We start from the raw sequence: 25,317 nt of genomic DNA, 5'->3' as shown, positions 1-25,317 counted from the left end.
TCGTAAAACACGCACGGTCGTTCGTATTCAAGGGATTTTACGGATTGGAGACCTGCAGAACCCACGCGCCGCGTCCCAGCGCCAGCTTATGGGGACTACGCCGCAGCCCCGGCAATGCCCAGCAGCGCAGCGCTATCGCGCACGACCAGACCACCGGGCTCGATCCGGATGGCTTGCTCGCGCTCCATGGCTTTGAGCTCTTGGTTCACGCGCTGGCGCGAGGCCCCCAGCAGCTGGGCCAACTCCTCCTGCGCCAGTTGCAGGCCAATGCGCACCTCCTTGCCGTTTTCCAGGCAGGGAATGCCATAGCTGCGCACCAAGTGCAGCAGTTGCTTGGCCAAACGCGCCCGCAGCGGCAGGGTGTTGAGGTCTTCCACCAGCCCATACAACTGCCGAATGCGCCGCGCCTGCAGCCACAGCATGGCTTCGTAAAACTCGACATGGGTGCTCAAAATACGCTTGAAGTCGGCCTTGGCCACGCACAAAAGCGTGGTGGCCCCATGGGCATAGGCATCGTGGGTGCGCCGGTCGCCATCGAAGATGGACACCTCGCCAAACCACACACCCGGCTCCACATAGGTCAGCGTAATTTGCTTGCCCGAAATCGACGTTGAGCTGACGCGCACCGCACCCTTGGCGCAGGCAATCCAATCCTCAGGGGCTTCGCCCCGGGCGCAGATCAAGGCACCATCTTTGAAGCGTTTGACGTAAGCACAGCGCAAAATATCGTGTTTCAACGTGGGCGAGAGGGTCGAGAACCAACGCCCGGCGTTAATGGCCTCGCGCTCTTCGAGCGTAAGAATCGGGTTATCCATGGTCTGTCCTGTGGGTAACGACAAAAGGCGTTCTTAGCGCACGGGCAATGCCGTGGCGGAAAAGGCTTGCATTGTCTATTCAATAAAAAAGGAGCTGTATCCGCTTAATTTAAAGGATTTCAATGCATTTTTAACATTGAAACAGCTTTAAATAAACGGATACAGCTCCTTTAAAAGAAGCACGAAAGCCCGTAGCTTACAAATGGTGGTTGCTCGATTCCACCCATTCGCGCACCCGCTGGGCATCGCCCAAGCGGCTGTATTTGCCCACCGAGTCTAAAAACACCATGATCAGCTTGCGCCCGGCCACCTCGGTTTGCATGACCAGGCAGCGCCCGGCCTCAGAGATGTAGCCAGTTTTTTGCAAGCCAATCGCCCAATTTTCGTTTTTGACCAAGCGGTTGGTGTTGTTGAATTGCAAGGTGCGCTTGCCCACTTCGACCTCTGCGCCAGGTGAGGTCGAGAACGAGCGCAGCAGGGGCTCTGCATGCGCCACATTGACCAAGGCGGCCAAATCACGGGCACTCGATTGGTTGCCGCTGGACAGGCCCGTAGGCTCCACAAAGCGCGTGGCCGTCATGCCCAGCAGCTTGGCCTTGACATTCATTTGCTTGACAAACTCGTCCATGCCGCCCGGATAGGTGCGTCCCAGCGCGTGGGCAGCGCGGTTTTCACTGGACATCAGCGCCAGGTGCAGCAACTCGCCCCGCGTCAGCTGCGTCCCCACGGCCAAGCGCGAGCGGCTGCCTTTGACGGTATCCACATCGGCTTGGGTGATGGTGATCACCTCATCCAAAGGCAGCTGGGCGTTGGCCACCACCAAACCGGTCATGAGTTTGGAGATCGAGGCAATGGGCAACACGGCCTGCTCGTTTTTACTCAAGAGCACCTCTTTGGTATCTTGGTCCATGACCAAGGCCACGCTGGACTCCAACGCCAGCGGATCGCTGACCTTGTCCAAACCCGCCAATTGCGCGAACGAGGGCCGCGCCACCGCTGCTACGGCCACGCCCGCTGCAGCAGCTTTGGCCACCGCAGCGCGTCGCCCTGTGGGCCTTTTTGCCGCTTTGGCCACTGCCGCTTTGCGCCTTGCCGAGGTTTTGGCCGCTGCTTTTTTGGCCGTGGCACGCTGCGTGGCAACTTTTTTGCCCGAAGCTTTTTTGGCCGAAGCTTTTTTGGCCGCTACCGCTGCGGAGGCAGCAGTCTTGGTTTTTGCCGCATAGGCGCTGGGGGCCAACAGCGCCCCCCCCAGCACCACCATCGCCAACACTTGCCCGAGCTTGCGCCCGATCCCCGGTATTCCTACCCGCTTGGCACGCCCCATCGCACAACTCCCTGAAACCATCATCGCCCCACGAGAAAATACTAAGTGCCGCAGGCTGCGGCACGGCTGAAAATTATATGGCGGCCCCGTCCTGTGCCGCCACACTTTCGCTGAGGGTAAACAATCGATTCAGGGCATTCAAATACGCCTTGGCCGAGGCCACGACGATGTCCGGGTCCGCCCCCACACCATTGACCACGCGCCCAGCCCGTTGCAGGCGCACGGTGACTTCGCCCTGGCTCTCTGGCGAGGTGCTGATGGCGTTGATAGAGAACAGCAGCATTTCTGCCCCACTATTGACATGGCTTTCAATGGCTTTAAAGCAGGCATCAACCGGGCCATTGCCCAGGGCGCAGACTTTGACCTCTTGCCCCTGGTGTTGAAAGACAACTTCCGCGTGCGGCGGCTCCCCCGTTTCGCTGTGCTGGGACAGGGAGACGAAGTCAAAAATATCCTTGGCGGTTTTGGCCCCTTCCATTTGCACCAGGGCCAAGATGTCTTCGTCAAAAATTTCGCTCTTGCGATCGGCCAGCTCTTTAAAGCTGGCAAACGCCGTGTTGATGGCCGCCTCACTCTCCAGCGCCACGCCCAGCTCTTGCAAGCGTTGCTTGAAGGCATTGCGGCCCGAGAGCTTGCCCAGCACGATTTTGTTGGCGGCCCAGCCCACATCTTCGGCGCGCATGATTTCGTAAGTGTCACGCGCCTTGAGCACGCCATCTTGGTGGATGCCGCTGGCGTGCGCAAAGGCGTTGGCCCCCACCACGGCCTTGTTGGGTTGCACCACAAAGCCGGTGATTTGGCTGACCATGCGGCTGCTGGCCACGATGTGCTCGGTGGCGATGTTCACGTCCAAATTGAAATAATCGCGCCGGGTTTTGATGGCCATCACCACTTCTTCAAGGGCGCAATTGCCCGCCCGCTCGCCCAGGCCGTTGATGGTGCATTCCACCTGCCGCGCCCCACCAATCTTCACGCCGGCCAAGCTATTGGCCACGGCCATGCCCAGGTCGTTGTGGCAGTGCACGCTCCAGATGGCCTTGTCCGAATTGGGCACCCGCTCACGCAGATTTTTGATGAAGTTGCCGTACAGCTCCGGAATGCCATAGCCCACGGTGTCCGGGATGTTGATGGTGGTGGCCCCCTCGGCAATCACCGCCTCGACCACACGGGCCAAAAAGTCCGGTTCGCTGCGGTAGCCATCCTCGGCGCTGAACTCGATGTCATCGAGCAAATTGCGGGCAAAACGCACGCTGCGTTTGGCTTGCTCCAGCACCTCTTCGGGGCTCATGCGCAGTTTTTTCTCCATGTGCAGCGGGCTGGTGGCAATAAAGGTATGAATGCGCGCCCGGCTGGCATCCTTCAGTGCCTCGGCAGAGCGGGAAATATCCCGGTCATTGGCCCGCGAGAGCGAGCACACCGTCGAGTTTTTCACCGCCCGGGCAATGGCCTGCACCGATTCAAAATCGCCATTGGATGCCGCTGCAAACCCCGCCTCAATCACATCCACCCGCAAGCGTTCGAGCTGGCGGGCAATGCGCACTTTTTCATCGCGCGTCATGGATGCGCCGGGCGATTGTTCGCCATCGCGCAAGGTGGTATCAAAAATAATCAAACGTTCGCTGCCCATACCAACTCCTTGGCCCTGATGGGCCATCGTGTTACCACCATTGCGCAAGACTTGCTTGGCACAAGCTGCGCGATGGACTTAAATTTACGCGGTCTCTGCCACTTGCAGCTTGGAGCGTTGCAAGCCGGAAAGAATAGCGTGCATTGAGGCCGAGACGATATTCGCATCAGTCCCTACGCCATAAATGGTTTGGTCATCATTCACGCGCAACTCCACGTAGGCCATCGCCTGGGCATTGGCCCCTTGCCCAATGGCATGCTCACTGTAATCTTGCACGCGCAAAGTGCAGCCCAAGCCATTGGAAAGCGCCTGCACAAAGGCATCAATCGCACCATTGCCACTGCCTTGCAACGGCACAGTCTGGCCCTGCCACTGCAAGCTGCCTTGCAGTTTGACCAAACCTTTTTCCTGCTGCATGGCGTACTGCAAGCCGTGGTCGTTGAACAGGCAATACTCTTTCTCAAAAATCTTCCACAAATCAGCAGCGGCAAATTCAGTGCCCAGGGCATCCATTTCGTGCTGCACCACCTGGCTGAATTCGATTTGCAAACGGCGCGGCAATTGCACGCCGTATTCGGCCTCCAACAGGTAGGCAATCCCGCCCTTGCCAGACTGGCTGTTCACGCGAATCACCGCCTCGTAGCTGCGGCCCAGGTCTTTGGGGTCGATGGGCAGGTAGGGCATATCCCAAATATCGCCCTCCTTGCGGGCCGCAAAGGCTTTCTTGATTGCGTCCTGGTGCGACCCAGAGAACGAGGTATAGACCAAATCGCCCACATACGGATGGCGCGGATGCACGGGCAGCTGATTGCAATACTCCACCGTGGCGCGAATGGCATCAATGTTGGAAAAATCCAAGCCTGGGCTCACGCCCTGGATGTACATATTCAGCGCCACATTCACGATATCCAGGTTGCCTGTGCGCTCGCCGTTACCGAACAAACAGCCTTCCAGGCGATCGGCCCCAGCCATCAAAGCCAATTCCGCCGTTGCCGTGCCCGTACCCCGGTCGTTGTGCGGGTGCACCGAAACAATCACACCATCGCGGCGCTGGATGTTGCGGCAGGTCCATTCGACCATGTCGGCAAATACGTTGGGGCTGGAATGCTCCACCGTCGTAGGCAGGTTGATGATGCACTTCTTCTCGGGCGAGGCTTCCCAGACTTCGGTCACGGCATCGATAACGCGCGTGGAAAATTCCAACTCCGTGTCCGAATACATTTCGGGCGAGTATTCAAACTGCCATTGGGTTTGCGGGTAGCGGGCCGCAAAATCTTTGAACATCTGCGCGTGTGTGCGGGCCAAATCAACGATTTCATCCTCGCTCATATTCAGCACCACACGGCGCATGACCGGGGCCGTGGCGTTGTACAGGTGCACGATGGCACGGGGCACCCCCTCCAACGCCTCAAAGGTGCGCTGGATCAAATGCTCACGAGCCTGGGTCAGCACCTGCACCGTCACATCCTCGGGAATGCGCTTTTCCTCAATCAGCTTGCGCATGAAGTCAAATTCGGTCTGCGAGGCCGAGGGAAAGCCCACTTCAATTTGCTTGAAGCCAATCTTCACCAACTGCTCGAACATGCGAATCTTGCGCTCCACATCCATTGGCTCGATCAAGGCCTGGTTGCCATCGCGCAAATCGACGCTGCACCAGATGGGTGGGTGGGTGATCTGCGCATCGGGCCACGTGCGGTCACGCAAGTTCACGGGGGCAAAGGGGCGGTATTTGCTAGCAGGGTTGTGCAACATGGTGGTGTCTCTCTGGTGAAAAAAGGGCTTGTGGCCCGAAAAAACAAAAACGGCCCGTCGCTGAAAGCTACGGGCCGTAAGAAAGTAGGGGAATGAAAACGCGTGCGCTACTAGCTCTGCCCAAAGGACATGCGTAGTAGTAGGGTGATTTGCTGCGTAAACATGGTCTGCACTCTAGCATATCTGCCCAGGCCACTGCCAACGCGCTTAGCGCAAGCTGCATACGCATTTCAATAACACCCCCCTTGGCCGCTGCGTTACTGGTGCAGACCGCGCTCGTCCGGTTCGTCTTTGGAGATGCTGATCACACTGGTAGGCTGGCCCTTGGCCTTGCGCCACAGGTACACGCCATAACCACTAAAACCATAAATCGCAAACACCGCAAACAGCACCGAAGGCGCATGGATATTGATTAAAGCAATCACCAAAGGGATCGAAACCACCACCGCAAAAGGCACGCTGCGCTTGAAGTTGATGTCTTTAAAGCTGTAAAACGGCGCATTGGTCACCATCGTCAGCCCGGCATACAAGGTCAGCGCAAACATCACCCAGCTCATGGCGTACCAAGTAATCGTGCCATCTTGGCCACGCACCACGCCGTAATCGTCCATCACCCAGATAAAACCCACCACCAAAGCGGCCGCTGCTGGCGAGGGCAGACCTTGGAACCAACGCTTATCGACCACCCCGGTATTGACGTTGAACCGCGCCAGCCGCAGCGCAGCGCATGAGCAGTAAACAAACGCAGCAATCCAGCCCCAACGCCCCAAGCCTTTTAACGCCCAGATATACGCGATCAACGCCGGGGCGACGCCAAAGGAGACCATGTCCGAGAGCGAATCCATCTGCTCGCCAAAGGCGCTTTGCGTATTCGTCATGCGGGCCACGCGGCCATCCAAACTATCGAACAACATGGCAAACAGCACCCCATAGGCCGCCAGGGTAAAACTGCCATTCATGGCCATGACGATAGAGTAAAACCCGCCAAACAAGGCCGCCAAGGTAAACAGATTGGGCAGGATGTAAATGCCCTTGCGGCGCTTGCGTACGATGATGTCAGTGGCGCTGTCACTGTCTTGCATAGAATTTTTCTCTCTAGAAAACGACCCGGCAAGGGCCGTTGTTAAAACCGGCTTATTCTACGCAGCAGGCTTTTGGCTTGGGCCACACAAGCTGGCCCAACGTAAAAAAGGCCACCGCAGTGGCCTTTCTTCACAAAGCAGGGGGCTTTGTTTAGTTGCGAGTTTGGTCCACCAGTTTGTTTTTGGCAATCCAGGGCATCATGGCACGCAGTTGGCCGCCCACTTGCTCGATGGCGTGCTCGGCGTTTTGGCGACGGCGGGCGGTCATGCTGGGGTAGTTGGTCTTGCCTTCTTGGATGAACATCTTGGCGTATTCACCATCCTGAATGCGCTTCAAGGCCTTGCGCATGGCTTTGCGCGACTCTTCGTTGATGACTTCGGGGCCGGTCACGTACTCGCCGTATTCAGCGTTGTTGCTGATGGAGTAGTTCATGTTGGCGATGCCGCCTTCGTACATCAAATCGACGATCAATTTGAGTTCGTGCAGGCACTCAAAGTAGGCCATCTCGGGGGCGTAACCGGCTTCAGTCAGGGTTTCAAAGCCCATTTTCACCAGCTCTACGGCACCGCCGCACAGCACGGCTTGTTCGCCGAACAGGTCGGTTTCGGTTTCTTCTTTGAAGTTGGTTTCAATGATCCCGCCTTTGCCGCCACCGTTGGCGCTGGCGTAGGACAGGGCCACGTCACGGGCTTTGCCGCTCTTGTCCTGGTAGATGGCGATCAGCGAAGGCACGCCGCCGCCTTTCAGGTATTCCGAGCGCACGGTGTGGCCGGGGCCTTTGGGGGCAACCATGATCACGTCCAGGTCGGCGCGGGGCACGACTTGGTTGTAGTGCACGTTAAAACCGTGGGCAAAGGCCAAGGTGGCACCTTGCTTGATGTTGGGTTCGACGTTGTTTTTGTACACGTCAGGAATGTTTTCGTCGGGCAGCAAGATCATGACCACATCGGCGGCTTTGACGGCATCGTCCACTTCCATCACGGTCAGGCCCGCTTTGCCGACTTTGTCCCACGATGCGCCGCCTTTGCGCAGACCAACCACGACTTTCACGCCGCTGTCGTTCAGGTTTTGCGCGTGGGCATGGCCTTGGCTGCCGTAGCCGATGATGGCGACGGTTTTGCCTTTGATGAGGGACAGGTCACAGTCTTTGTCGTAGAAAACTTTCATATTGACTCCAGAAAAATTTGTTGGATTGTTGAAATAAAAGAGAAAACCAAAAAAGGAAAAATCCAGGTGCTATTTCCGGGCGCTATTACAACCGCAAAAGCCCCCGCGAAACCGGCTATTACACCCGCAAAATGCGTTCACCCCGGCCAATGCCGCACGCGCCGGTGCGCACCGTCTCCAGGATGGCGCTGCGGTCAATGGCTTGCAGGAAGGCATCGTTTTTGCTGGCATCACCGGTGACTTCGATGGTGTAGCTCTTGTCGGTGACATCAATGATGCGGCCGCGGAAAATGTCGGCCATGCGCTTCATCTCTTCGCGCTCTTTGCCAACGGCGCGGACTTTGACCATCATCAGCTCGCGCTCGGTGTACGCGCCTTCGGTCAGATCGACCACTTTGACCACTTCAATCAGGCGGTTCAGGTGCTTGGTGATTTGCTCAATCACGTCGTCCGAGCCCGTGGTTTGAATGGTCATGCGCGACAGCGAAGCGTCCTCGGTCGGGGCAACAGTGAGCGATTCAATGTTGTAGCCCCGTGCGGAGAACAGGCCGACAACGCGCGACAGCGCCCCGGCTTCGTTTTCAATCAGAACGGCAATGATGTGTTTCATGGTGGGGTGTTTCCTCTTTTTGCGACAACAGCACGATCCCAAAGTGGTCGCAGAAAACTGTTGTTTTTCGCTGCCCTCCCCCGGCGCCGGTAAGCACCGGGTTTGGCAGGCAATAGATTCTTCAAAATAAGGAGCTTGTTGCGCTTTCAATCATTGATTTTTAGCGTGTTTTATACCTGAAAACCAATAAATAAAAGCGCTAGAAGCTATGTTTTAAGGCTTACAAATCGTCCTTGCCCAGCAGCATTTCGGTAATGCCTTTGCCGGCCTGCACCATGGGGAAGACGTTTTCGGTCGGGTCGGTGCGGAAGTCCAGGAAGACGGTTTTGCCTTCTTCACGGACGATGCGCCGCGCCTCCTGCAAGGTCGATTCGATCAGTGCCGGGTCTTCGATCTTGAAGCCGCGATGGCCATAGGCCTCGGCCAGTTTGACAAAATCGGGCAGCGAATCCATGTAGCTGTGGCTGTAGCGGCCAGAGTATTCAATCTCTTGCCACTGGCGCACCATGCCCAAAAAGCGGTTGTTCAAGGCGCAAATCACCACCGGTGTGTTGTACTGAAAGCAGGTGGCCAGCTCTTGAATGTTCATCTGGATCGAGCCTTCGCCGGTGATGCAAAACACCTCAGCATCGGGCTTGGCCAGCTTGATGCCCATGGCATACGGCAGGCCCACACCCATGGTGCCCAAGCCACCGGAGTTGATCCAACGGCGCGGCTCGTCAAAGCGGTAATACTGCGCCGCCCACATCTGGTGCTGACCGACATCGGAGGTGATGTAGGTGTCCGTGTCCTTGGTCAGATTCCACAGGGTTTCCACCACGTGCTGGGGCTTGATCACGTCGCCCTGGCCTTTGCTGTATTTCAAGCAATTGCGGCCACGCCAAGCTTCAATTTGAGCCCACCAGGCGGTCAAGGCACCGCTGTCGGGGCGCTGATCGGTTTCTTTGATCATGGCGATCAGCTCGGCCAGGACTTCCTTGACATCACCAACAATGGGGATGTCCACCTTCACGCGCTTGGCGATGACGGAGGGATCAACATCGACATGAATGATCTTGCGGTCGGCCGCCTGAAAATGCTTGGGATTGCCAATCACCCGGTCATCAAAACGCGCGCCCAGGGCCAGCAGCACATCGCAATGCTGCATCGTGTTGTTCGCTTCCACGGTGCCATGCATGCCCAGCATGCCCAGGTATTTCTTGTCGCTGGCCGGGTAAGCGCCCAGGCCCATCAAGGTGTGGGTGACGGGGTAGCCCAGCATGTCCACCAACTCGCGCAACTCGGCACAGGCATTGCCCAGCAGCACGCCGCCGCCGGTGTAGATATACGGGCGCTTGGCCGCCAGCAGCAATTGCAAGGCCTTGCGAATCTGGCCCGAGTGGCCTTTTTTCACCGGGTTGTAAGAGCGCATTTCCAGCTCGCGCGGGTAGCCGGCAAAAGCGGTCTTCTTGAACGACACATCCTTGGGAATATCCACCACCACCGGGCCAGGACGGCCCGAGCGGGCAATGTGAAACGCTTTTTTGACCGTCATGGCCAAATCGCGCACGTCTTTGACCAAAAAATTGTGCTTCACCACCGGGCGCGTAATGCCCACGGTGTCGCACTCTTGAAAGGCATCGGTGCCAATGGCCGCCGTGGCTGTCTGGCCGCTGATGACCACCAGCGGAATCGAGTCGGTGTACGCCGTGGCAATGCCAGTCACCGCATTCGTCAGCCCGGGGCCAGAAGTCACCAGCGCCACGCCCACCTCGCCGGTGGCACGGGCAAAGCCGTCGGCCGCATGCACCGCCGCCTGCTCATGGCGCACCAGGACATGCTGAATGCTGTCTTGTTTGTAAAGCGCGTCGTAGATATAAAGCACCGCCCCGCCGGGATAACCCCACAGGTATTGCACGCCCTCGGCCTGCAAGGCTTTGACCAGGATTTCTCCGCCCATCAATTCAGGGGCAAGATTGGCCGGGGAAGAAGCGGGGGAGAAAGAAGCATCGGCAGCCTGCGCTGCCTGGGATGTGGAGAGTTCCATATGTGTGATTCAACCTTTGTGAATTTCTCTAACGAAAAACCTTCGGTGCCCCTTGCACGCAGCCCTTTTGAGGCCGGCTTGGGACTTTGTGCCATCGCCATAGGCGCTGCTACCAATAGCTACGAACGCCGAACGGTGACCCGTTTGCCTTTTTTGCACTGCGCGATATGTTGCACTGCAAGAATTTATTATGGCACTGCAACAATCGCCGCACCGAGCATTTTTCTGCCACAGCCCACGCAATGCGATAATCCTGCTTTTCCTGTAGGCGACAGCGTTACCGCGATCGCTACACTTGTCGTCCATTCTCCTTTGCCACCCCTTGGCCACCGCACAAGAGCTCAACTCCTTCCTCCAAAGCGTGGACAAACGCGCTTTCAAACGCACGGTTTATCAGGTGCGTGATGAGGAGGCCGCGCTGGACATCGTCCAAGACAGCATGCTCAAACTCAGCCACCACTACGGGGATAAACCGCCCGAGGAGCTGCCCATGCTGTTTCACCGCATCCTGGCCAACAGCACCTTGGACTGGTTTCGGCGACAAAAAACACGCAATGCGCTCTTTACCAACATATCGGCTCTGGAGCATGCCATCAACGCCGATGGCGATGACTTTGACTGGCTGCAAACCTACGCCAGCAGCAACCCCGAGTACGTTGAAAGCAGTGCCGAGACGCTGACAGAGCGCAAACAGTTGTTGCAAAGTATTGAAAAAGAAATCCAAATGCTTCCTGCACGTCAACGCGAAGCCTTTCTTTTGCGTTACTGGGAGGAGCTTGACGTTGCCGAAACCGCTGCCGCCATGGGCTGCTCGGAAGGCAGCGTCAAGACCCATTGCTTTCGGGCTGTGCAAACATTGAGCAAAGCCCTCAAAGCCCAAGGAATAGAACTATGACCCCCTCGACCACGCCCCTTCAGCCCCAACACTTCACACCGCTGGATGAACACGCCCAAGAGCGCTTTGCCCGCTCTTTGGTAGCGCACCTGAACCAGTCGCAAGAGGAGCTGCCCTATGTTGTCACCGAACGCCTGCGCGCCGCCCGCGAGCAGGCGGTGGCCCAGCGCAAACGCGGCGCAGCGCCCTTGCGTCAATATGCGAGCGCCCCGCAGTTGCAAACGGCTGGTGTTGGTGGCCATTTACCCGACAACACCGCATCCTGGATTCGCAAAGCGCTCACCTTTTTGCCACTGCTCATCCTGGCCATTGGCGTGATCACCATCGGCATCCAAGAAGACAGCCGCGCCACCGTTGGCTTGGCCAATGTCGATGCCGAGCTGCTCACCAGTGCCTTGCCGCCGGATGCCTACACAGACCCAGGCTTCTTGCACTTCTTGGAAACCAGTCAAAAAACCACGCCTTAACCGGCCTGCTCTTAACGCCTCAGATTCACCCCCTGCCATTGCACAAGGCCCCTCTTCACGGCATGCAGCCACTTACCTCCTCTTTGCCTTGCAAGAAAAAGACTGCACACCTGCCCCTGGTTTTTGCTGGGGCGGTGCTGGCAGTGCTGGCCGGTATCGGTGCGTGGTTGATTCCCTATATGGCCATGGCCCCCAGCGCCGTGCCCCCCGCCTTGGCGGTGCATGAAGACCAAAACAGCCCTCGCCTCACCACCGATACACCCAACCGGCTGCGCCTGAGCAGCGCCGGGCCCGAGTGGCAAGACATCACTGCTGCGCAGCGTCAAATTCTCGACCCTTTGCACCTGCAATGGCCTGCCATGGGTGCGCTGACCAAGCGCCGCTGGCTGGTGCTGGCCGACCGCTACCCCAGCATGAGCGAAAAAGAGCAGGCCAAGCTGCACGAGCGCATGCTCTCCTGGGCCAGTTTGAGCGCTCAACAACGCAACCAGGCACGGCTTAATTTTGAAAATGCCAAACGCCTGACCCCGGACGATTTGCTGCTCAAATGGCAGGAATACCAGGCCCTCACGGCGGCTGAAAAAGAGCGCCTCAAGGCCGAAGGCCTGAAAGCAGAACAAAAGCGCAAAGCCAAAAACACACGCCGCAAGCTCAACCGCCCCAAACCGTTTGTGCCCCCCACCCCAGCGCCAGCCCCGCTGCCGCCAGCCCAAACCGCGCCTCTGCCAACGCCGCCCAGCCCGTCCTCTGGTGCCAGCACCTCCGCCGTCACCACCTCCAAACCCGTGCAGGCCACCCCATTGCCCCCGCTGGTCGAAGCGGCCCCCGCTCCAGTCGAAGTTCCCCAGCCCATGTACACCATGGAGCTGCCCCCGCTATCGGCCTTGCCAGCACCGGCCACCCCGGCAGCGCCCGCCCCCGCGCCAGAGGCCCTACACTCGCAACCTTGATTTTTCCAAAGGAAGCGTTTGCGCGGCATGGCCACTCCCCCCACCCCCACCTTGGTTCCTGCCAGTCTGGCCCGGCGCATGGCCTGCTGGCTCTATGAAGGCTTGGTGCTGTTTGCTTTGATGATGGTGGCGGTGCTGCTGCAAAGTGCGCTAGCTATAGTGCTGCCCGCCCTGAACCACCCAGCCCTGCTACAAGCCAGCACCTTGACGCTGTGGGGCGCTTACTTCGTTTATTTTTGGCAACGTGGCCAAACCCTGCCGATGAAGACTTGGCGCATCACCATCGTCGATGCCCAAGGCTACCGGCTCACCCGCATCCGGGCCCTTACCCGCTATGCTTTTAGCTGGATTTGGGGGCTGCCGCTGCTGCTGCAGCTCACGCCCTGGCCTTTGGCGGTGACGCATTTGTCCATCGTGCTGGGCGTGTGGGTGGTGCTGTGGATGCTGGCCAGCCGCCTGCACCCCCAAGGCCAGTTTTGGCACGATGCCTGGGCCAAAACCCAACTGCTGCAAGCCCCATGACGGCCCCCCACCCACACAAAGCCCGCCAAGGCCTCTCGCGCCTGTGGCATGCCACGGGCTATTCTTTGCAAGGCTTGCACGCTGGCTGGCAAGAAAAGGCTTTTCGCCTAGAGGTGCAGCTGTCCATCCTCTTGCTGCCCGCCGCTTTTCTCTTAGGCCAAAACTGGGTAGAACGCATGCTGCTGGCTGGCAGTGTGCTCCTGGTTTTGATAGTGGAGCTGCTCAATAGCGGCATCGAAGCGGCCATTGACCGCATTGGCCCAGAGCTGCACCCGCTGTCCAAAAAAGCCAAAGACCTGGGCAGCGCCGCCGTCTTGGTTAGCTTGGTGCTGCTCAGTCTGACCTGGGGCAGCGCCTTGCTGGCCCGGTTCGTTGTTTAATTTTTCAGCCCATTGATTGCTCCCAACACACCACCACGCATGCTCAACACAGAACCGACTTTTTCCCTGTGCGTTTACTGCGGTTCGCGCCCTGGCAACGATGCCCGCTACCTGGATGCCGCCACCGCCGTGGGCCAATGGATTGGCCACCACGGCGGGCAACTGGTCTATGGCGGCGGGCGCACCGGCTTGATGGGCCAGGTGGCCGAGGCCACCCGCCAAGCTGGCGGGCGCGTGGTGGGCATCATCCCGCAGGCGCTGGTCGATCGCGAAGTGGCCAACCCGCTGTGCGATGAGCTGCACATCGTCGCCAACATGCACCAGCGCAAAGCCATGATGGCCGAGCGCAGCCATGCTTTTTTGGCCCTGCCCGGCGGCATTGGCACGTTTGAAGAATTGTTTGAGGTGTGGACGTGGCGCCAGCTGGGCTACCACGACAAGCCCATTGGCATCCTCAACGTCGCAGGCTATTACGACAGCATGCTGCAGTTCCTCCAGGGCACGGTGCAAAGCGAATTCATGGGCGACTGGCAAATGGAATTGGTGCACAGCGGCGAGCACATCCCGCAGCTGCTGGCCCACTTGATTGAAGCGGCGGGCACCAGCCCAGAAAGCCAGGCGCTGGAAGAAAACATCTAAAACCGCTCAAAGCCTTGATACATCAGCCGAGAAAGCTATCCATTTAATGAACCTACTCCATTTACGCATCGGCGAAGGCTGGGATGTGCATGCCCTCGTCCCCGGCCGCCCCTTGCTGCTGGGCGGTGTGCCCGTGCCCCATAGCCACGGCCTGCTGGGGCATTCGGATGCCGATGTGCTCTTGCACGCCATCACCGATGCCGTGCTGGGCGCGGCCGCCCTGGGCGATATTGGCCGCCATTTTCCCGATACGGATGCGCAGTTTTACGGTGCCAGCTCCGTCGTACTGCTGGCCGAAGCCATGCGCCGCGTGCGTGCGGCAGGTTTTGAGCTGATCAATCTGGACAGCACCATCGTGGCCCAAAAACCCAAACTGGCCCCGCACATCCCGGCCATGTGCGCCTGCATTGCCCAGACTTTGGGGGTGGATATCAGCCAAATCAACGTCAAAGCCAAAACCGCCGAAAAACTGGGCCCCGTGGGCGCAGGGCATTCCATGGAAGCGCGGGCCATTGCGCTGCTAATCAAAAAATAAAAGAGCTACTCCCGCTTTATCTACAACAAATTTCAAGATTTATTGCTTGAATTTGTTGCTATTACAGCGGGAATAGCTCCTTATTTGATCAAAAATCCTCCCTCTCTCACACCTCAAACCGCACACCCTGGGCCAATGGCAGGCTGTGGCCGTAATTGATGGTGTTGGTGGTGCGGCGCATATACGCCTTCCAGCTGTCTGAGCCCGCTTCGCGCCCGCCGCCGGTGGCTTTTTCGCCACCAAAAGCCCCGCCAATTTCTGCGCCGGAGGTTCCAATGTTCACATTCACAATGCCGCACTCGGCCCCGGCGGCACTGCAAAACAGTTCGGCCTCGCGCAAGTCATGGGTGAAGATGGAGGCCGACAGGCCATGCTCGCTGGCATTCACCAGAGCGATCGCCTCGGCCAGCGTATCAAAGGGCAAGACATACAAAATCGGCGCAAACGTCTCGCGCAGCATAGGCCCACTGTGGCTGGGCATTTCAACCAGGGCCGGATCCACATAGCTGCCCCGGCCATGGCTGAGCACCTCCCCACCGTACACCTGCGCCCCCAGCGCCTGGGCCTCCAGCAGGGCCACCTGCATGGATTCCAACGCCAGGCTATCAATCAACGGCCCCACCAGCGTGTCAGCGGCCAGCGGGTTGCCCACCGGCAAATGCTCGTACACCGCTTGCAAGCGCTGCACAAAATCGGCGTACAAGGAACGGTGAATGAACAAACGCCGCAGCGTGGTGCAGCGCTGCCCCGCCGTGCCCACCGCCGCGAACACCACCGCCCGCAAAGCCAGGGCCACATCAGCACTGGCGCACACTACAGCCGCATTGTTGCCGCCCAACTCCAGCAAGCTGCGTTTAAACCGCTGGGCACAGGCTTGCCCCACCACCCGCCCCATTGGGGTGGAGCCGGTGGCACTGACCAAGCGCACCGCAGGCGCTTCGACCAAGGCCTGGCCCACATCGGCATGGCCCAGCACCACACTGGAAATGGCTGGCGCGTGACCTTCTGCTTGCAACGCTTGCTGCAGCAACTGGTGCAAGGCCAGGGCGCACAGCGGGGTTTTCTCTGACGGTTTCCACACCAGGGCATTGCCGCACACCAGGGCCAAGGCCGCATTCCACGCCCACACCGCCATGGGAAAGTTAAATGCGGTGATGATGCCCACCACGCCCAGCGGATGCCAAGTCTCGCGCAGTTGGTGTTCGGGGCGCTCGCTGGGCATGGTCAGTCCATACAGCTGGCGCGACAGGCCTTGGGCAAAATCGCACATATCGATCACTTCCTGTACCTCGCCCAGGCTTTCGCTGCGGATTTTGCCCACTTCCAGACTGATCAGCTCGGCCAATGCCGCCTTGTGCTGGCGCACCAAATCACCCAACACCCGCACCACCGCCCCACGCTGGGGGGCGGGGACGTGCTGCCAAACCGCTTGGGCTTGTTGCGCTTGCGCCACCTGCTGCCGCGTTTGCGCAACCGTGGTGCATTGCAGCAGTGCCAGGCGTTGGCCATCAATGGGGCTGTGGATGAATAAATGGGGGCCTGCGGCCTCCAGCGGTGGCAACGCCACCCCCAGAGTTTGCAAAATATGGGCAGCGGTGCTGGCATATTCTGAATATTGAATGGTTTGCTGCGGCATGGCGTGACCTCCAAAGCTTAGAGTGAACGGAAATGGGCAGGGTCTGCAACATTTGCAGAGTGGGCGCAATCGACCTTCGGGGCGTACACCGCACCAAAGCGGTTGGCCAGAAACAGGGGCAAGGCAATCGCTTCTTGGCGGACCCAACCGCTTTGCGGCAGCTGCCCCTGGGCAAGCAAATCCAGCACCGCGCAAATACTCGAAGCTGTGCTGTTCTGGATCGCACTGATCGCGCGCCCATGCAGGGTGGTACCGTAAATCTCTTGGGCGTAATGGCGCTGCAGCAAACGCCCACCCTGCTGGCCACTGACGCTGATAAAAATCACCACCACGTCTTGCTCAGTCGCTGGCAGGGCTTGCTCCAAAATTTGCCGCAGTAACGCCCGCTGATCGCGCAGCCGCAGTTCATCCAGCAAAAAGCGCATGCGCTCAGCGTGACCGGGGTAGCGCAAGGTTTTGTAATTGAGTTCGCGCACCTGCCCGGCCAAACTTTGCACCAAGCTGCCTACGCCGCCCGAGGTGTTAAAGGCTTCGTAATCTTGGCCCAGCACCCGCAGCCGCTCCAACCCTTGCAAGGCCGGCAGCGATTGCCGCTGACCATCCACAATCGCCTCGCACGGCTGGCAATACTCGTTAATGACCCCCTCGGTACTCCAGGACAGCTGGTAGCCCAAGCTGTTATCGGCACAACGCGGCAGCGCTCCGACGCGCAAATGCACAGTATCCAAAGCGTCAAACGCTTGGCACAAATGGTGCGCAGCAATTGAGACAAAGCCCGGCGCCAGCCCGCACTGGGGAATCAAGGCCGTGCTGGCCTGCTGACTAAGCGCGGCAATTGCCTGGGTCGATTGAATATCCTCGGTCAAATCCAGGTAATGTGCCCCCACGGCCACCGCCGCCTGGGCCCAGCGTTGCATTTGGTGAAATGGTGCGGCACTCAACAAGGCAAAACTGCCCGCCAGCAGCGCTGCTAAATCAGCACCCTCCATTTGCGGCGTGAGCTGCACCGGCACAATCGCCGCATGCTTCGGTAAAGCGGCCAAAGCCTGGTCATGAGGATCCAGGACATGAACGTGGTAATCCCCAGTATGCGCCAACATACTGGCAATCGTTGTGCCTATGCGCCCCGCCCCGACAACAGCGATTTTTTGCATAGCGTCCCCTCCAAAGCAGCTATTTCCAACGGATATTCCATAAAAAATTATTGAATTCCTGTCAGAAATGCGCCATACGGCTTTACGCGCATAAAGGGGGCATCAGCGCACCGGCACCATCTATGCCGGGCATAGGCATAAAAAAAGCATCTCAACCGTGGATTGAGATGCTTTTTGGTTTGGTGGGTCCTGCGAGATTCGAACTCGCGACCAACGGATTAAAAGTCCGCTGCTCTACCGGCTGAGCTAAAGACCCAAGCAACTGGGCATGCGCCCGATTGCAAAGAAAGAGTTTGGTGGGTCCTGCGAGATTCGAACTCGCGACCAACGGATTAAAAGTCCGCTGCTCTACCGGCTGAGCTAAAGACCCAAGCAACTGGGCATGCGCCCGATTGCAAAGAAATGGTTTGGTGGGTCCTGCGAGATTCGAACTCGCGACCAACGGATTAAAAGTCCGCTGCTCTACCGGCTGAGCTAAAGACCCATGCTAATCAAGTTAATTAAAAATCATCCTAACCAGCGAAGACCGATATTCTAGCAGTATTTTTTTGGTGCCTAGGAAAAACCATGATTTTTTTCCTGCTGCGGCTTGTTGTGTGCCAATCGATCCAACACCCAACCGGCGGCACATTGCCCAAAAGTGGCCGTCACGGCCACCACTGAACCGTAACCATGGCAATTAAGGCTGCCATCGGGGCTGCCGCCTGCCTCCAACTGGCATGAGGCATCGGGGCCAGCTACAGCCTCGCGGCTAAAAACGCACGGTACACCGATTTTTTTGCCACCGCGAGGTGCTCCATCGTGCTTGCGCAGACGGTAGCGCAACTGGGCCAGCAAGGGGTCATGGGTGGTGGCTACCAGATCATCAATATCGACCTTGTGTGCCAAACGTTTGCCGCCCGCAGCCCCTACGGTGATAAAGCATTGCCCGGTTTTGCGCGCCCACTGTGCCATCGCTAATTTGGCGCTCATTTGGTCACAGGCATCGATGACGGCATCCACCGGATGGGTGAGCAAGCCAGGCCAATTCTCAGGGGTCACAAAATCATCAACCGTAATAACTTGGCAGCTTGGATGAATGCTGGCAATGCGCTCTTGCATGGCCAGCACCTTGGCCTGGCCAATGGTGGGCGTAAGCGCGTGAATTTGGCGGTTGATATTGGATGGCGCAATATGGTCCATATCAATCAGCGTCAGCCGCCCTACGCCACTGCGGGCCAGGGCCTCGGCGGCCCATGACCCAACCCCCCCAATACCGACGACCACCACGTGGCTGGCCCTGATCTGCTGGGCCCCATTCAGTCCATACAGACGCTGCAGGCCACCAAACCGGCGCTGCGCATCCGCTGCAGCGTCAGCATCAAGGCTGGGTTTGGCTAAAAAAGAATCGCCGACAGGGTCGGCGATAGCAGGAGCAAAACCAGCCATGCTTTATTTCAAGCTATTGAGCAATGACTTGCCCGTGGCGGCAGCATCGCTGCTGGGGTAATCACGCAGCAAGGCCTCCAAGGTTTGGCGGGCCGACTTGCTGTCCTTCAACTCCAATTGGCAGTTCGCCAGAGACAAGGCCGCTTCTGGCGCTTTTTCGTGCTGGGGCCCTGCATTGACCACGGCCCGGTAGTTTTGTACGGCGTTTTTATAGTCGCGATCAGCGTACTGGGTGTTGGCCAGCCAAAACCGGGCTGAGGGCAGGTAGCCACTTTGCTTGTAAGTATTGATAAAGGCGGCAAAGGATTTGCGTGCAGCGGCAAAATTGCCCGCGCGAAACTGCTCCAAGGCCACCTCGAAATCATTGCGCTCTTGCGGCTGAGCGATGAAGCGCAGGCCATCGACCTGCACTTCACCCGGCTCAAACCGGCTCAAACGCTCATCCACCCCCTGGGCCAAATCGTTTTGTGTGCGCTGAATTTCCGAAGCTTCACGGGCCAACTGCTCGTTTTGGCCACGCAATTGGGCCAAATCGCCGCGCAAGGTTTCGATTTGCGCTTGCAAATCGAGCAGGCTGCGGCGCATTTGTGCATTTTCTTGGGCGCTAGCATCAAAGCGTTGGCGCAGCTCCAAAATGGCACGACGGGCTTCGGCATCTTCAAACAGCGCATGGGCGCTGGGCAGGAAAGCCATACTGGCTCCCAGTACAGCGATGGCACGCATGATTGGATGGAAAGAGGGGATGAGCATCTGCATCGGTTAAGAAAAATTAACGGCGGTAAGACAGTTCAGCGCGGCGGTTTTGCGAATAAGCGGCCTCATTCGCGCCTTCCACAGCGGGTTTTTCCTTGCCAAAGCTCACGGCTTCGACTTGGCTGTCTTGCACGCCCAACAAATTGAGCGAGCGACGCACGGCTTCAGCACGCTTTTGACCCAGGGCCAAGTTGTACTCACGACCACCGCGCTCGTCGGTGTGGCCTTCCACCACCACTTTGCGGTTGGCATCGGCTTTCAGGAAGCGGGCATTGCCATCGATCAAGCCTTGGGCATCGGCCTTGACCACATAGCTGTCAAAGTCAAAGTACACCACGCGGCCCACGTTGGCCGGGCCGCCATCGGGAGCGATGTCTTTACCAGTCAAGTCCACACCGGTCACACCGCTGGTGGCGTTGGCATTGGCGTTGCGATCTTCGACCGAAGCATCATTGAGTTTGACCCCCGAGCTGCAGCCAGCCATCACCGCTGCAGCAGCAGCCATCAAGGCGATACGTTGAAAAGTTTTCATAGAAAATTACTCCAAGCCTAGAAAATCCTAGAACAGTAAAAAACGGTTAATCAGAGGAAAGGGTTGACGCAAAAATTCTGGGCAATTTCAATATTTTTGATAGGGGCCCCAGGCCGGTTCACGGATATCTCCACCCTTGCCCGCCAGCCGGGCTTTGATCTTGCCGTCCAGCGTCGTGGTCATCAATGCTTCACCGCCCTGGCGGGTGGCGTACACCAGCAACCGGCTGTTGGGCGCAAAGCTGGGGCTTTCATCGTCAGAGGTATCGGTCAAGGCTGTGACAGTGCCAGAGTCCAGATCCAGCACATGCAACTTGAACGCGCCGCCAACGCGCGAGATATAGGCCAAGGTTTTACCGTCTGGGCTGATGCTGGGCGAGATGTTGTAGTTGCCACTGAACGTCACGCGCTGGGCATTGCCCCCACCGACTCCCACTTTGTAAATCTGGGGGGATCCACCACGATCGCTGACAAAGTACAGGCTTTGCCCATCTGGGGCAAAAGTAGCCTCGGTATCAATGCCGCTGTTTTGCATCAAGCGGCGTGGCTGACCACCTTGGGCATCAATCAGGTACAGCTGCGACAAGCCATCGCGGCTCAGGGTCACGGCCAATTGGCTGCCGTCGGGGGACCACGCTGGGGCACTGTTGGAGCCCCGGAAATTGGCCACAATGCGCCGCTGGCCACTGGCCACATCGTGCACATACACCACCGGCTTGCGCGATTCAAACGACACATAGGCCAGCTGCGTGCCGTTGGGCGACCAAGCGGGGGAAATAATCGGCTCGGCACTGGCCAAGGCGGACTGGGCATTTTCCCCATCGGCATCGGCCACCCACAGCACATAGCGGCTGCCGCCTTTGGTGACATAGGCAATGCGGGTGGAGAAAACACCGCGCTCGCCGGTGAGTTTTTCGTAGATGTAGTCGGCAATTCGGTGCGCTACCAAGCGCAAGTCGCCTTGCACCACCACAAAGCCTTGGCCACCCAAATCTTGGGCTTTGACCACATCCCACAACCGAAAGCGCACGTCATAGCGGCCATCGGCCAGTTTGGTGAGGCTGCCGCAGGACAAAGCATCCGCCGCACGCTGGCGCCACTGGGCCATATCGGGGACCGAGTTTTCATCAAGCTGCACATCGCCTGCGGGCACGCCACGGAACAGGCCGCTGCGCTCCAAATCGGCTTGAATGATTTGCGAGATTTTTTGCGGCGCCGTGCCTTCACCGCGCAACGCAGGCAGGGCAATGGGCAGCTGGCGCAGGCCAACGCCTGAAATTTCCACCCGAAATTGCGCCAGCGCCGGAGCGGCTGGGGCTGCGGCCAGCAAGGCCAACACGCTGCGCCGCGAAGTGGCTACAACGCTGGAAGAAAGAACCGGGGAGTGCACAGAAGAAAGAGAAGTGAGTGTCATGAATATCCGCTCAAAAGAAGCTTGCAAGCCTCTACCACCGAATATGGTACACATAGATGGTACACATAGTTATCGCCTCTGCTGCCCAACATCCTGGGCAAACCCGTATCCAACTGCATCCTGACCCGAAAAAATCAAGGGTTACCACTTAGAATCCCGCGCCATGCCTGAACCCACTGCCGCCGTGCCCAGCAATGCCCTCTCGGGGATTCAATCCCTGCCTTTGCGCCAACGCCTGCGCCGGGTGGCCCCCTACTTTTGGGGTAATTTGCGTTGGACCTGGGCTGGCGCGCTGTTGGCCACGCTGGTGGGCGCAGCCACGGAGCCATTGATTCCCGCGCTGCTCAAACCCTTGTTGGACAATGGGTTTACCCAGGGTGACCTCAACCTGTGGCTGGTTCCGGTATTCATCATTGGCTTGTTTTTTGTGCGTGGGGTTGCGCAATTTATCGCGCAATACGCGCTGGCCCGCGTTGCCAATGATGGCATGCTGGCCCTGCGCAAAGACTTGTTTGAGCGGGTGCAGCAAGCCCAAATGGGGCTGTTTGCACGCCATTCGGCCAGTGCCTTGTCCAACACGGTGGTGTACGAGGTGCAAACCGGGGCGCAGCAGTTGGTGCAAGCCTTTTTGGTGATCTCGCGCGATGGTTTTACCCTGGTGGCCCTGCTCGCTTACCTGCTCTACCTCAATTGGCAGCTGACGATGTCTGTCGCAGTCATCGTGCCTGGCGTGGCGTGGATTATGAAAACCCTCTCCAAGCGCCTCTACCGCATTACCAAAATCAGCCAACAAGCCACCGATGAGCTGGCCTATGTGGTGGAGGAAAACGTTCTGGCCCACCGCATGGTGCGCCTGCATGGGGCGCAAGCGGCGCAAAACCAGCGCTTTTGGAATTTAAGCCGCCAATTGCGCAGCTTGAACATTAAATCGACGATTGCCTCTTCGGCTATGACACCCACCACCCAGCTGCTGGCTGCCATGGCCTTGTCGGCGGTCATTTGCATTGCCCTGTGGCAGGGCCGCCAGGCGGGCAGCGCGGGCGAGCCGGTGTCGGTGGGCAGTTTTGTGGCTTTTATCAGCGCCATGCTGATGCTGATTGCGCCGCTGCGCCGGGTGGCCGACGTGGCCAAGCCCCTGACGCACGGCGTTGCCGCTTTAGAGCGCGGCTTGGCCCTGCTCGAAGGCAGCCTGGCCGAGACTGGCGGGACCGCCCAGCCCACGCCGGTTCGCGGCCACATTGTTTTGCAGCAAGTAGGCCTGCAGTTTGGAGACGACCTGGCCCCTGCGCTGCAGCACATTGACCTGGATGTGCAGCCCGGCCAGGTGGTGGCCCTGGTGGGCCCCTCGGGGGCGGGAAAAACCACCTTGGTGAATTTGCTACCGCGCTTTTTGCAGCCCAATAGCGGGCAAGTTTTGATTGACGGCGTGCCGCTGCCGCAGTGGGATTTGGCCTATTTGCGCCAGCAATTTGCCATGGTCAGCCAAGACGTGGTGATGTTCAATGACAGCGTGGCCGCCAACGTCGCTTTGGGCAGTGCGTCCATCAACGAAGAGCGCGTGTGGCAGTGCCTGGAGGCGGCTAATTTGGCCGAGCATGTGCGTGCCCTGCCCCAGGGCATTCACACCCCGCTGGGGCACAACGCCAGCCAGTTGTCCGGCGGCCAGCGCCAGCGCTTGGCCATTGCCCGTGCGTTGTACAAAGATGCGCCGATTTTGATTCTGGACGAGGCCACCTCCGCCCTGGACACCGAATCTGAACGCCTGGTGCAGCAAGCCCTGCAGCGCCTGATGCAAGGGCGCACCACCTTGGTGATTGCCCACCGGCTCTCCACCATTGAGCATGCCGACCGGGTGGTGGTGATGCAGCAAGGCCGCATCGCGGAGCAAGGCACGCATGCCGAGCTGTTGGCCCACGATGGCTTGTACGCCCGCTTGCAGGCTTTTGGTGCCGTCGAGCACTAACTATAAAAAAGGGAGCTGTTTGCGCATAATTTACAAGTAATTTGAATTAAAAACAATTCAAAACCGTTATAAATTATGCGCAACCAGCTTCTTTTAAACAAGTCTTACCAAGACGCTGGCGCGCGCCGACTGCTGCGCCGCTGCGCCTGCAACAGCTCCACCAAATAGTCGCGCTGCGAGCGCTGGGCAAAATCCTGCGCCGCCAGGCCCAACTGGTTGCGCACGTGGCTATCGGCCCCCTCTTCCAGCAGCAACTCCACCATGGCTTGGGAGCCATATTGCGCCGCCAGCATCAGCGGGGTGCTGCCATTGGGGGATTGGGCATCAATGTAGGCGTAATGCTCCTGAATCAGCAGCCGGGCAATGGCCACGCTGTCAGGGTGGTCGGCACTGGCGGCGTAGTGCAGCGGAGTCCAGCCGGGGCGGTTGGCCTGGGCCCCTTTTTGCAAGAGGCGCTCGACAAAATCCAACCGCCCTTTGATGCAGGCCAGCATCAACGGCGTTTCGCCTTGGGGATTGGCCTTGTTCACATCCAGTTTGGGGCCCAGCAGCAAGGCATCGGCCACCCGCCACGACTCCAGCCGCAAGGCTTTGACCAAGGCGGGCTGGCCCTGGGCATCAACGGTGTTGGGGTCCATGCCGCGCAGCAGCAAATTGACGATCGCCCGGTCGTTGTCGCGCACGATGGCGGTTTGAAAGTCTTCCAAAGCCCCACCGTGGGCAGACAGCGCCGACAGCGCCAGCCCCAGCGCACAGCCCAGCACCAGGGGCCGCCGCCCCATCATGCGCCGCCCCCTTGCGTGACGCACGGAAAGAGGCGGTCAAAATTGCGGCTCGTCAGCGCAGCCATGTCTTCTACCGCCATACCGCGCAGCTGGGCCAGGCACTGGGCCACGTAAGGCACATAGGCCGGGCTATTGAGCTTGCCCCGGTAGGGCATGGGGGCCAGGTAGGGGCTGTCGGTTTCAATCAGCAAACGATCCAAGGGCACATACGCGGCCACATCGCGCAAATCCTGGGCGTTTTTAAAGGTCACGATGCCGGAAAACGAAATAAAAAACCCCAAATCCAGCGCCGCCTTGGCGGTGGCCAAACTCTCAGTAAAGCAGTGAAACACCCCGCCAGCGCTGCGGTGGCTGCCGTCTTCGCCCTCTTCGCGCAAGATGGCCAAGGTGTCTTGGGCAGCGGCGCGGGTATGAATCACCAAAGGCTTGCGGCAGGCTTGGGCCGCACGGATGTGGGTGCGAAAGCGCTGGCGCTGCCACTCCAAATCGGCAATGCTGCGCCCGCCCTTGCGCTCTTGCATGCCGTAGTAGTCCAGCCCCGTCTCGCCAATGCCCACCACGCGGGGCAAGGCGGCGGCGGCCAGCAGCTCATCCACACTGGGCTCGTGCAGTCCCTCGGTGTCAGGGTGTACGCCCACCGTGGCCCATAAATGGGGATGCTCCAGTGCCAGGGCGTGTACTTGGGGGAAGTCTTCCATGGTGCAGGCAATGCACAGGGCGCGGGTCACTTGTGCCGCTTGCATGGCCTGCAATACGGCGGGCAGCTGGTGGTGCAGCTCAGGAAAATTCAAATGACAGTGCGAATCGGTAAACATGCAGTAAAAACAGCCCCTTGCGGAGCTGTTGGAGTAGGCAGAAGAA

At 58.7% G+C, this 25,317-nt stretch carries 24 protein-coding genes and 3 tRNA genes; 8 read left to right on the top strand and 19 right to left on the bottom strand.

All coding sequences use genetic code 11. The features are described 5' to 3' along the window. Positions 1 to 95 precede the first annotated feature (95 nt). The 8 genes from J1777_RS08050 to J1777_RS08015 form a co-directional block, all read right to left on the bottom strand. A complete protein-coding gene (locus J1777_RS08050; RefSeq protein ID WP_207575233.1) occupies positions 96 to 815 on the bottom strand; it encodes a Crp/Fnr family transcriptional regulator in 720 nt (239 codons plus the stop codon). Positions 816 to 1,011: 196 nt separating this feature from the next. Continuing rightward, entirely contained in the window at positions 1,012 to 2,139 is a 1,128-nt protein-coding gene (pbpG, locus tag J1777_RS08045; protein ID WP_207575232.1) for a D-alanyl-D-alanine endopeptidase, read from the bottom strand. Between the two features lie 73 nt (positions 2,140 to 2,212). Continuing rightward, positions 2,213 to 3,766, bottom strand: a complete 1,554-nt coding sequence (locus J1777_RS08040; RefSeq protein ID WP_207575231.1) for a 2-isopropylmalate synthase — start codon at positions 3,764 to 3,766, stop codon at positions 2,213 to 2,215. 84 nt (positions 3,767 to 3,850) lie between these two features. After that, positions 3,851 to 5,518, bottom strand: coding sequence for a 2-isopropylmalate synthase (gene leuA / locus J1777_RS08035; protein ID WP_207575230.1), 1,668 nt, complete (start codon positions 5,516 to 5,518; stop codon positions 3,851 to 3,853). 257 nt (positions 5,519 to 5,775) lie between these two features. Next, positions 5,776 to 6,600: a CDP-diacylglycerol--serine O-phosphatidyltransferase gene (gene pssA, locus J1777_RS08030; protein ID WP_207575229.1), complete on the bottom strand. Its 825-nt coding sequence runs from the start codon at positions 6,598 to 6,600 to the stop codon at positions 5,776 to 5,778. 151 nt (positions 6,601 to 6,751) lie between these two features. Beyond that, complete coding sequence (ilvC, locus tag J1777_RS08025) at positions 6,752 to 7,768, bottom strand: ketol-acid reductoisomerase (protein WP_207575228.1); 1,017 nt, start codon at positions 7,766 to 7,768, stop codon at positions 6,752 to 6,754. Between the two features lie 118 nt (positions 7,769 to 7,886). Further along, positions 7,887 to 8,378 (bottom strand): acetolactate synthase small subunit, encoded by a 492-nt coding sequence (gene ilvN / locus J1777_RS08020; RefSeq protein WP_207575227.1) that lies wholly within the window; start codon positions 8,376 to 8,378, stop codon positions 7,887 to 7,889. 220 nt (positions 8,379 to 8,598) lie between these two features. Further along, positions 8,599 to 10,404 (bottom strand): acetolactate synthase 3 catalytic subunit, encoded by a 1,806-nt coding sequence (locus J1777_RS08015; protein ID WP_207575226.1) that lies wholly within the window; start codon positions 10,402 to 10,404, stop codon positions 8,599 to 8,601. Positions 10,405 to 10,726: 322 nt separating this feature from the next. Between J1777_RS08015 and J1777_RS08010 the strand changes: the two genes are divergently transcribed. The 7 genes from J1777_RS08010 to ispF all read left to right on the top strand — a co-directional run bounded on the left by J1777_RS08010 (position 10,727) and on the right by ispF (position 14,792). Continuing rightward, positions 10,727 to 11,299: an RNA polymerase sigma factor gene (locus tag J1777_RS08010; protein WP_207575225.1), complete on the top strand. Its 573-nt coding sequence runs from the start codon at positions 10,727 to 10,729 to the stop codon at positions 11,297 to 11,299. Continuing rightward, positions 11,296 to 11,766, top strand: coding sequence for a DUF3619 family protein (locus J1777_RS08005; RefSeq protein WP_207575224.1), 471 nt, complete (start codon positions 11,296 to 11,298; stop codon positions 11,764 to 11,766). The genes J1777_RS08010 and J1777_RS08005 overlap by 4 nt, the downstream gene beginning before the upstream one ends. A gap of 62 nt (positions 11,767 to 11,828) precedes the next feature. Beyond that, a complete protein-coding gene (locus J1777_RS08000) occupies positions 11,829 to 12,716 on the top strand; it encodes a DUF3106 domain-containing protein (RefSeq protein ID WP_207575223.1) in 888 nt (295 codons plus the stop codon). 27 nt (positions 12,717 to 12,743) lie between these two features. Then, positions 12,744 to 13,238: an RDD family protein gene (locus tag J1777_RS07995; RefSeq protein WP_207575222.1), complete on the top strand. Its 495-nt coding sequence runs from the start codon at positions 12,744 to 12,746 to the stop codon at positions 13,236 to 13,238. Further along, a complete protein-coding gene (locus J1777_RS07990) occupies positions 13,235 to 13,618 on the top strand; it encodes a diacylglycerol kinase (protein WP_207575221.1) in 384 nt (127 codons plus the stop codon). The genes J1777_RS07995 and J1777_RS07990 overlap by 4 nt, the downstream gene beginning before the upstream one ends. A gap of 39 nt (positions 13,619 to 13,657) precedes the next feature. Continuing rightward, positions 13,658 to 14,257: an LOG family protein gene (locus J1777_RS07985; protein ID WP_207575220.1), complete on the top strand. Its 600-nt coding sequence runs from the start codon at positions 13,658 to 13,660 to the stop codon at positions 14,255 to 14,257. A gap of 46 nt (positions 14,258 to 14,303) precedes the next feature. Further along, the gene (ispF, locus tag J1777_RS07980) at positions 14,304 to 14,792 is read left to right on the top strand and encodes a 2-C-methyl-D-erythritol 2,4-cyclodiphosphate synthase (RefSeq protein ID WP_207575219.1); all 489 of its coding nucleotides are present in this window, start codon (positions 14,304 to 14,306) and stop codon (positions 14,790 to 14,792) included. 106 nt (positions 14,793 to 14,898) lie between these two features. Here ispF and amaB read toward each other — a convergent pair whose 3' ends face one another. From amaB to tolB, 9 genes are all read right to left on the bottom strand, one after another. Further along, complete coding sequence (amaB, locus tag J1777_RS07975; RefSeq protein ID WP_207575218.1) at positions 14,899 to 16,428, bottom strand: L-piperidine-6-carboxylate dehydrogenase; 1,530 nt, start codon at positions 16,426 to 16,428, stop codon at positions 14,899 to 14,901. Between the two features lie 17 nt (positions 16,429 to 16,445). Continuing rightward, entirely contained in the window at positions 16,446 to 17,582 is a 1,137-nt protein-coding gene (locus tag J1777_RS07970) for a saccharopine dehydrogenase family protein (RefSeq protein ID WP_207575217.1), read from the bottom strand. A gap of 180 nt (positions 17,583 to 17,762) precedes the next feature. Next, positions 17,763 to 17,838: transfer RNA gene (locus tag J1777_RS07965), tRNA-Lys, on the bottom strand. Between the two features lie 38 nt (positions 17,839 to 17,876). Beyond that, a tRNA-Lys gene (locus J1777_RS07960) sits at positions 17,877 to 17,952 on the bottom strand. A 38-nt stretch (positions 17,953 to 17,990) separates the two neighbouring features. Continuing rightward, positions 17,991 to 18,066, bottom strand: a tRNA-Lys gene (locus tag J1777_RS07955). A 71-nt stretch (positions 18,067 to 18,137) separates the two neighbouring features. Further along, the gene (locus tag J1777_RS07950) at positions 18,138 to 19,010 is read right to left on the bottom strand and encodes a tRNA threonylcarbamoyladenosine dehydratase (protein ID WP_207575216.1); all 873 of its coding nucleotides are present in this window, start codon (positions 19,008 to 19,010) and stop codon (positions 18,138 to 18,140) included. A gap of 3 nt (positions 19,011 to 19,013) precedes the next feature. Next, positions 19,014 to 19,703, bottom strand: a complete 690-nt coding sequence (gene ybgF / locus J1777_RS07945; RefSeq protein WP_242700444.1) for a tol-pal system protein YbgF — start codon at positions 19,701 to 19,703, stop codon at positions 19,014 to 19,016. A gap of 76 nt (positions 19,704 to 19,779) precedes the next feature. Then, the gene (gene pal / locus J1777_RS07940) at positions 19,780 to 20,295 is read right to left on the bottom strand and encodes a peptidoglycan-associated lipoprotein Pal (RefSeq protein ID WP_207575214.1); all 516 of its coding nucleotides are present in this window, start codon (positions 20,293 to 20,295) and stop codon (positions 19,780 to 19,782) included. 87 nt (positions 20,296 to 20,382) lie between these two features. After that, on the bottom strand, positions 20,383 to 21,708 hold the full coding sequence (tolB, locus tag J1777_RS07935) for a Tol-Pal system beta propeller repeat protein TolB (RefSeq protein WP_207575213.1): 1,326 nt from the start codon (positions 21,706 to 21,708) through the stop codon (positions 20,383 to 20,385). A 163-nt stretch (positions 21,709 to 21,871) separates the two neighbouring features. On the opposite strand from tolB, the gene msbA reads away from it, so the two are divergent. Next, positions 21,872 to 23,671, top strand: a complete 1,800-nt coding sequence (gene msbA / locus J1777_RS07930) for a lipid A export permease/ATP-binding protein MsbA (protein WP_207575212.1) — start codon at positions 21,872 to 21,874, stop codon at positions 23,669 to 23,671. 104 nt (positions 23,672 to 23,775) lie between these two features. On the opposite strand, the gene J1777_RS07925 is transcribed toward msbA, so the two are convergent. Together J1777_RS07925 and J1777_RS07920 are read right to left on the bottom strand one after the other, a co-directional pair. After that, positions 23,776 to 24,480, bottom strand: a complete 705-nt coding sequence (locus J1777_RS07925) for an ankyrin repeat domain-containing protein (protein WP_341352946.1) — start codon at positions 24,478 to 24,480, stop codon at positions 23,776 to 23,778. After that, entirely contained in the window at positions 24,453 to 25,271 is an 819-nt protein-coding gene (locus J1777_RS07920; protein WP_207575211.1) for a TatD family hydrolase, read from the bottom strand. Before J1777_RS07920 ends, J1777_RS07925 begins: the two co-directional genes overlap by 28 nt. Positions 25,272 to 25,317 lie beyond the last annotated feature (46 nt).

The sequence above is a fragment of the Comamonas denitrificans genome (genome assembly GCF_017368815.1).
GTDB lineage: Bacteria > Pseudomonadota > Gammaproteobacteria > Burkholderiales > Burkholderiaceae_C > Comamonas > Comamonas denitrificans.
The sequence above is the reverse complement of the archived record's forward strand: the minus strand, read 5'-3'. Positions and strand labels throughout refer to the sequence as shown.

What these genes read in the sequence shown, in the direction of transcription:
- ybgF (WP_242700444.1), bottom strand. Translation starts at nt 19,703, where the DNA reads ATGGCTTTCCTGCCCAGCGCCCATGCGCTGTTTGAAGATGCCGAAGCC.
- ilvC (WP_207575228.1), bottom strand. Translation starts at nt 7,768, where the DNA reads ATGAAAGTTTTCTACGACAAAGACTGTGACCTGTCCCTCATCAAAGGC.
- J1777_RS07985 (WP_207575220.1), top strand. Translation starts at nt 13,658, where the DNA reads ATGCTCAACACAGAACCGACTTTTTCCCTGTGCGTTTACTGCGGTTCG.
- J1777_RS07990 (WP_207575221.1), top strand. Translation starts at nt 13,235, where the DNA reads ATGACGGCCCCCCACCCACACAAAGCCCGCCAAGGCCTCTCGCGCCTG.
- pssA (WP_207575229.1), bottom strand. Translation starts at nt 6,600, where the DNA reads ATGCAAGACAGTGACAGCGCCACTGACATCATCGTACGCAAGCGCCGC.
- J1777_RS07995 (WP_207575222.1), top strand. Translation starts at nt 12,744, where the DNA reads ATGGCCACTCCCCCCACCCCCACCTTGGTTCCTGCCAGTCTGGCCCGG.
- J1777_RS08015 (WP_207575226.1), bottom strand. Translation starts at nt 10,404, where the DNA reads ATGGAACTCTCCACATCCCAGGCAGCGCAGGCTGCCGATGCTTCTTTC.
- J1777_RS08050 (WP_207575233.1), bottom strand. Translation starts at nt 815, where the DNA reads ATGGATAACCCGATTCTTACGCTCGAAGAGCGCGAGGCCATTAACGCC.
- J1777_RS07920 (WP_207575211.1), bottom strand. Translation starts at nt 25,271, where the DNA reads ATGTTTACCGATTCGCACTGTCATTTGAATTTTCCTGAGCTGCACCAC.
- ispF (WP_207575219.1), top strand. Translation starts at nt 14,304, where the DNA reads ATGAACCTACTCCATTTACGCATCGGCGAAGGCTGGGATGTGCATGCC.
- leuA (WP_207575230.1), bottom strand. Translation starts at nt 5,518, where the DNA reads ATGTTGCACAACCCTGCTAGCAAATACCGCCCCTTTGCCCCCGTGAAC.
- J1777_RS08040 (WP_207575231.1), bottom strand. Translation starts at nt 3,766, where the DNA reads ATGGGCAGCGAACGTTTGATTATTTTTGATACCACCTTGCGCGATGGC.
- pbpG (WP_207575232.1), bottom strand. Translation starts at nt 2,139, where the DNA reads ATGGGGCGTGCCAAGCGGGTAGGAATACCGGGGATCGGGCGCAAGCTC.
- msbA (WP_207575212.1), top strand. Translation starts at nt 21,872, where the DNA reads ATGCCTGAACCCACTGCCGCCGTGCCCAGCAATGCCCTCTCGGGGATT.
- J1777_RS07950 (WP_207575216.1), bottom strand. Translation starts at nt 19,010, where the DNA reads ATGGCTGGTTTTGCTCCTGCTATCGCCGACCCTGTCGGCGATTCTTTT.
- pal (WP_207575214.1), bottom strand. Translation starts at nt 20,295, where the DNA reads ATGAAAACTTTTCAACGTATCGCCTTGATGGCTGCTGCTGCAGCGGTG.
- tolB (WP_207575213.1), bottom strand. Translation starts at nt 21,708, where the DNA reads ATGACACTCACTTCTCTTTCTTCTGTGCACTCCCCGGTTCTTTCTTCC.
- ilvN (WP_207575227.1), bottom strand. Translation starts at nt 8,378, where the DNA reads ATGAAACACATCATTGCCGTTCTGATTGAAAACGAAGCCGGGGCGCTG.
- J1777_RS08005 (WP_207575224.1), top strand. Translation starts at nt 11,296, where the DNA reads ATGACCCCCTCGACCACGCCCCTTCAGCCCCAACACTTCACACCGCTG.
- amaB (WP_207575218.1), bottom strand. Translation starts at nt 16,428, where the DNA reads ATGCCGCAGCAAACCATTCAATATTCAGAATATGCCAGCACCGCTGCC.
- J1777_RS08000 (WP_207575223.1), top strand. Translation starts at nt 11,829, where the DNA reads ATGCAGCCACTTACCTCCTCTTTGCCTTGCAAGAAAAAGACTGCACAC.
- J1777_RS07970 (WP_207575217.1), bottom strand. Translation starts at nt 17,582, where the DNA reads ATGCAAAAAATCGCTGTTGTCGGGGCGGGGCGCATAGGCACAACGATT.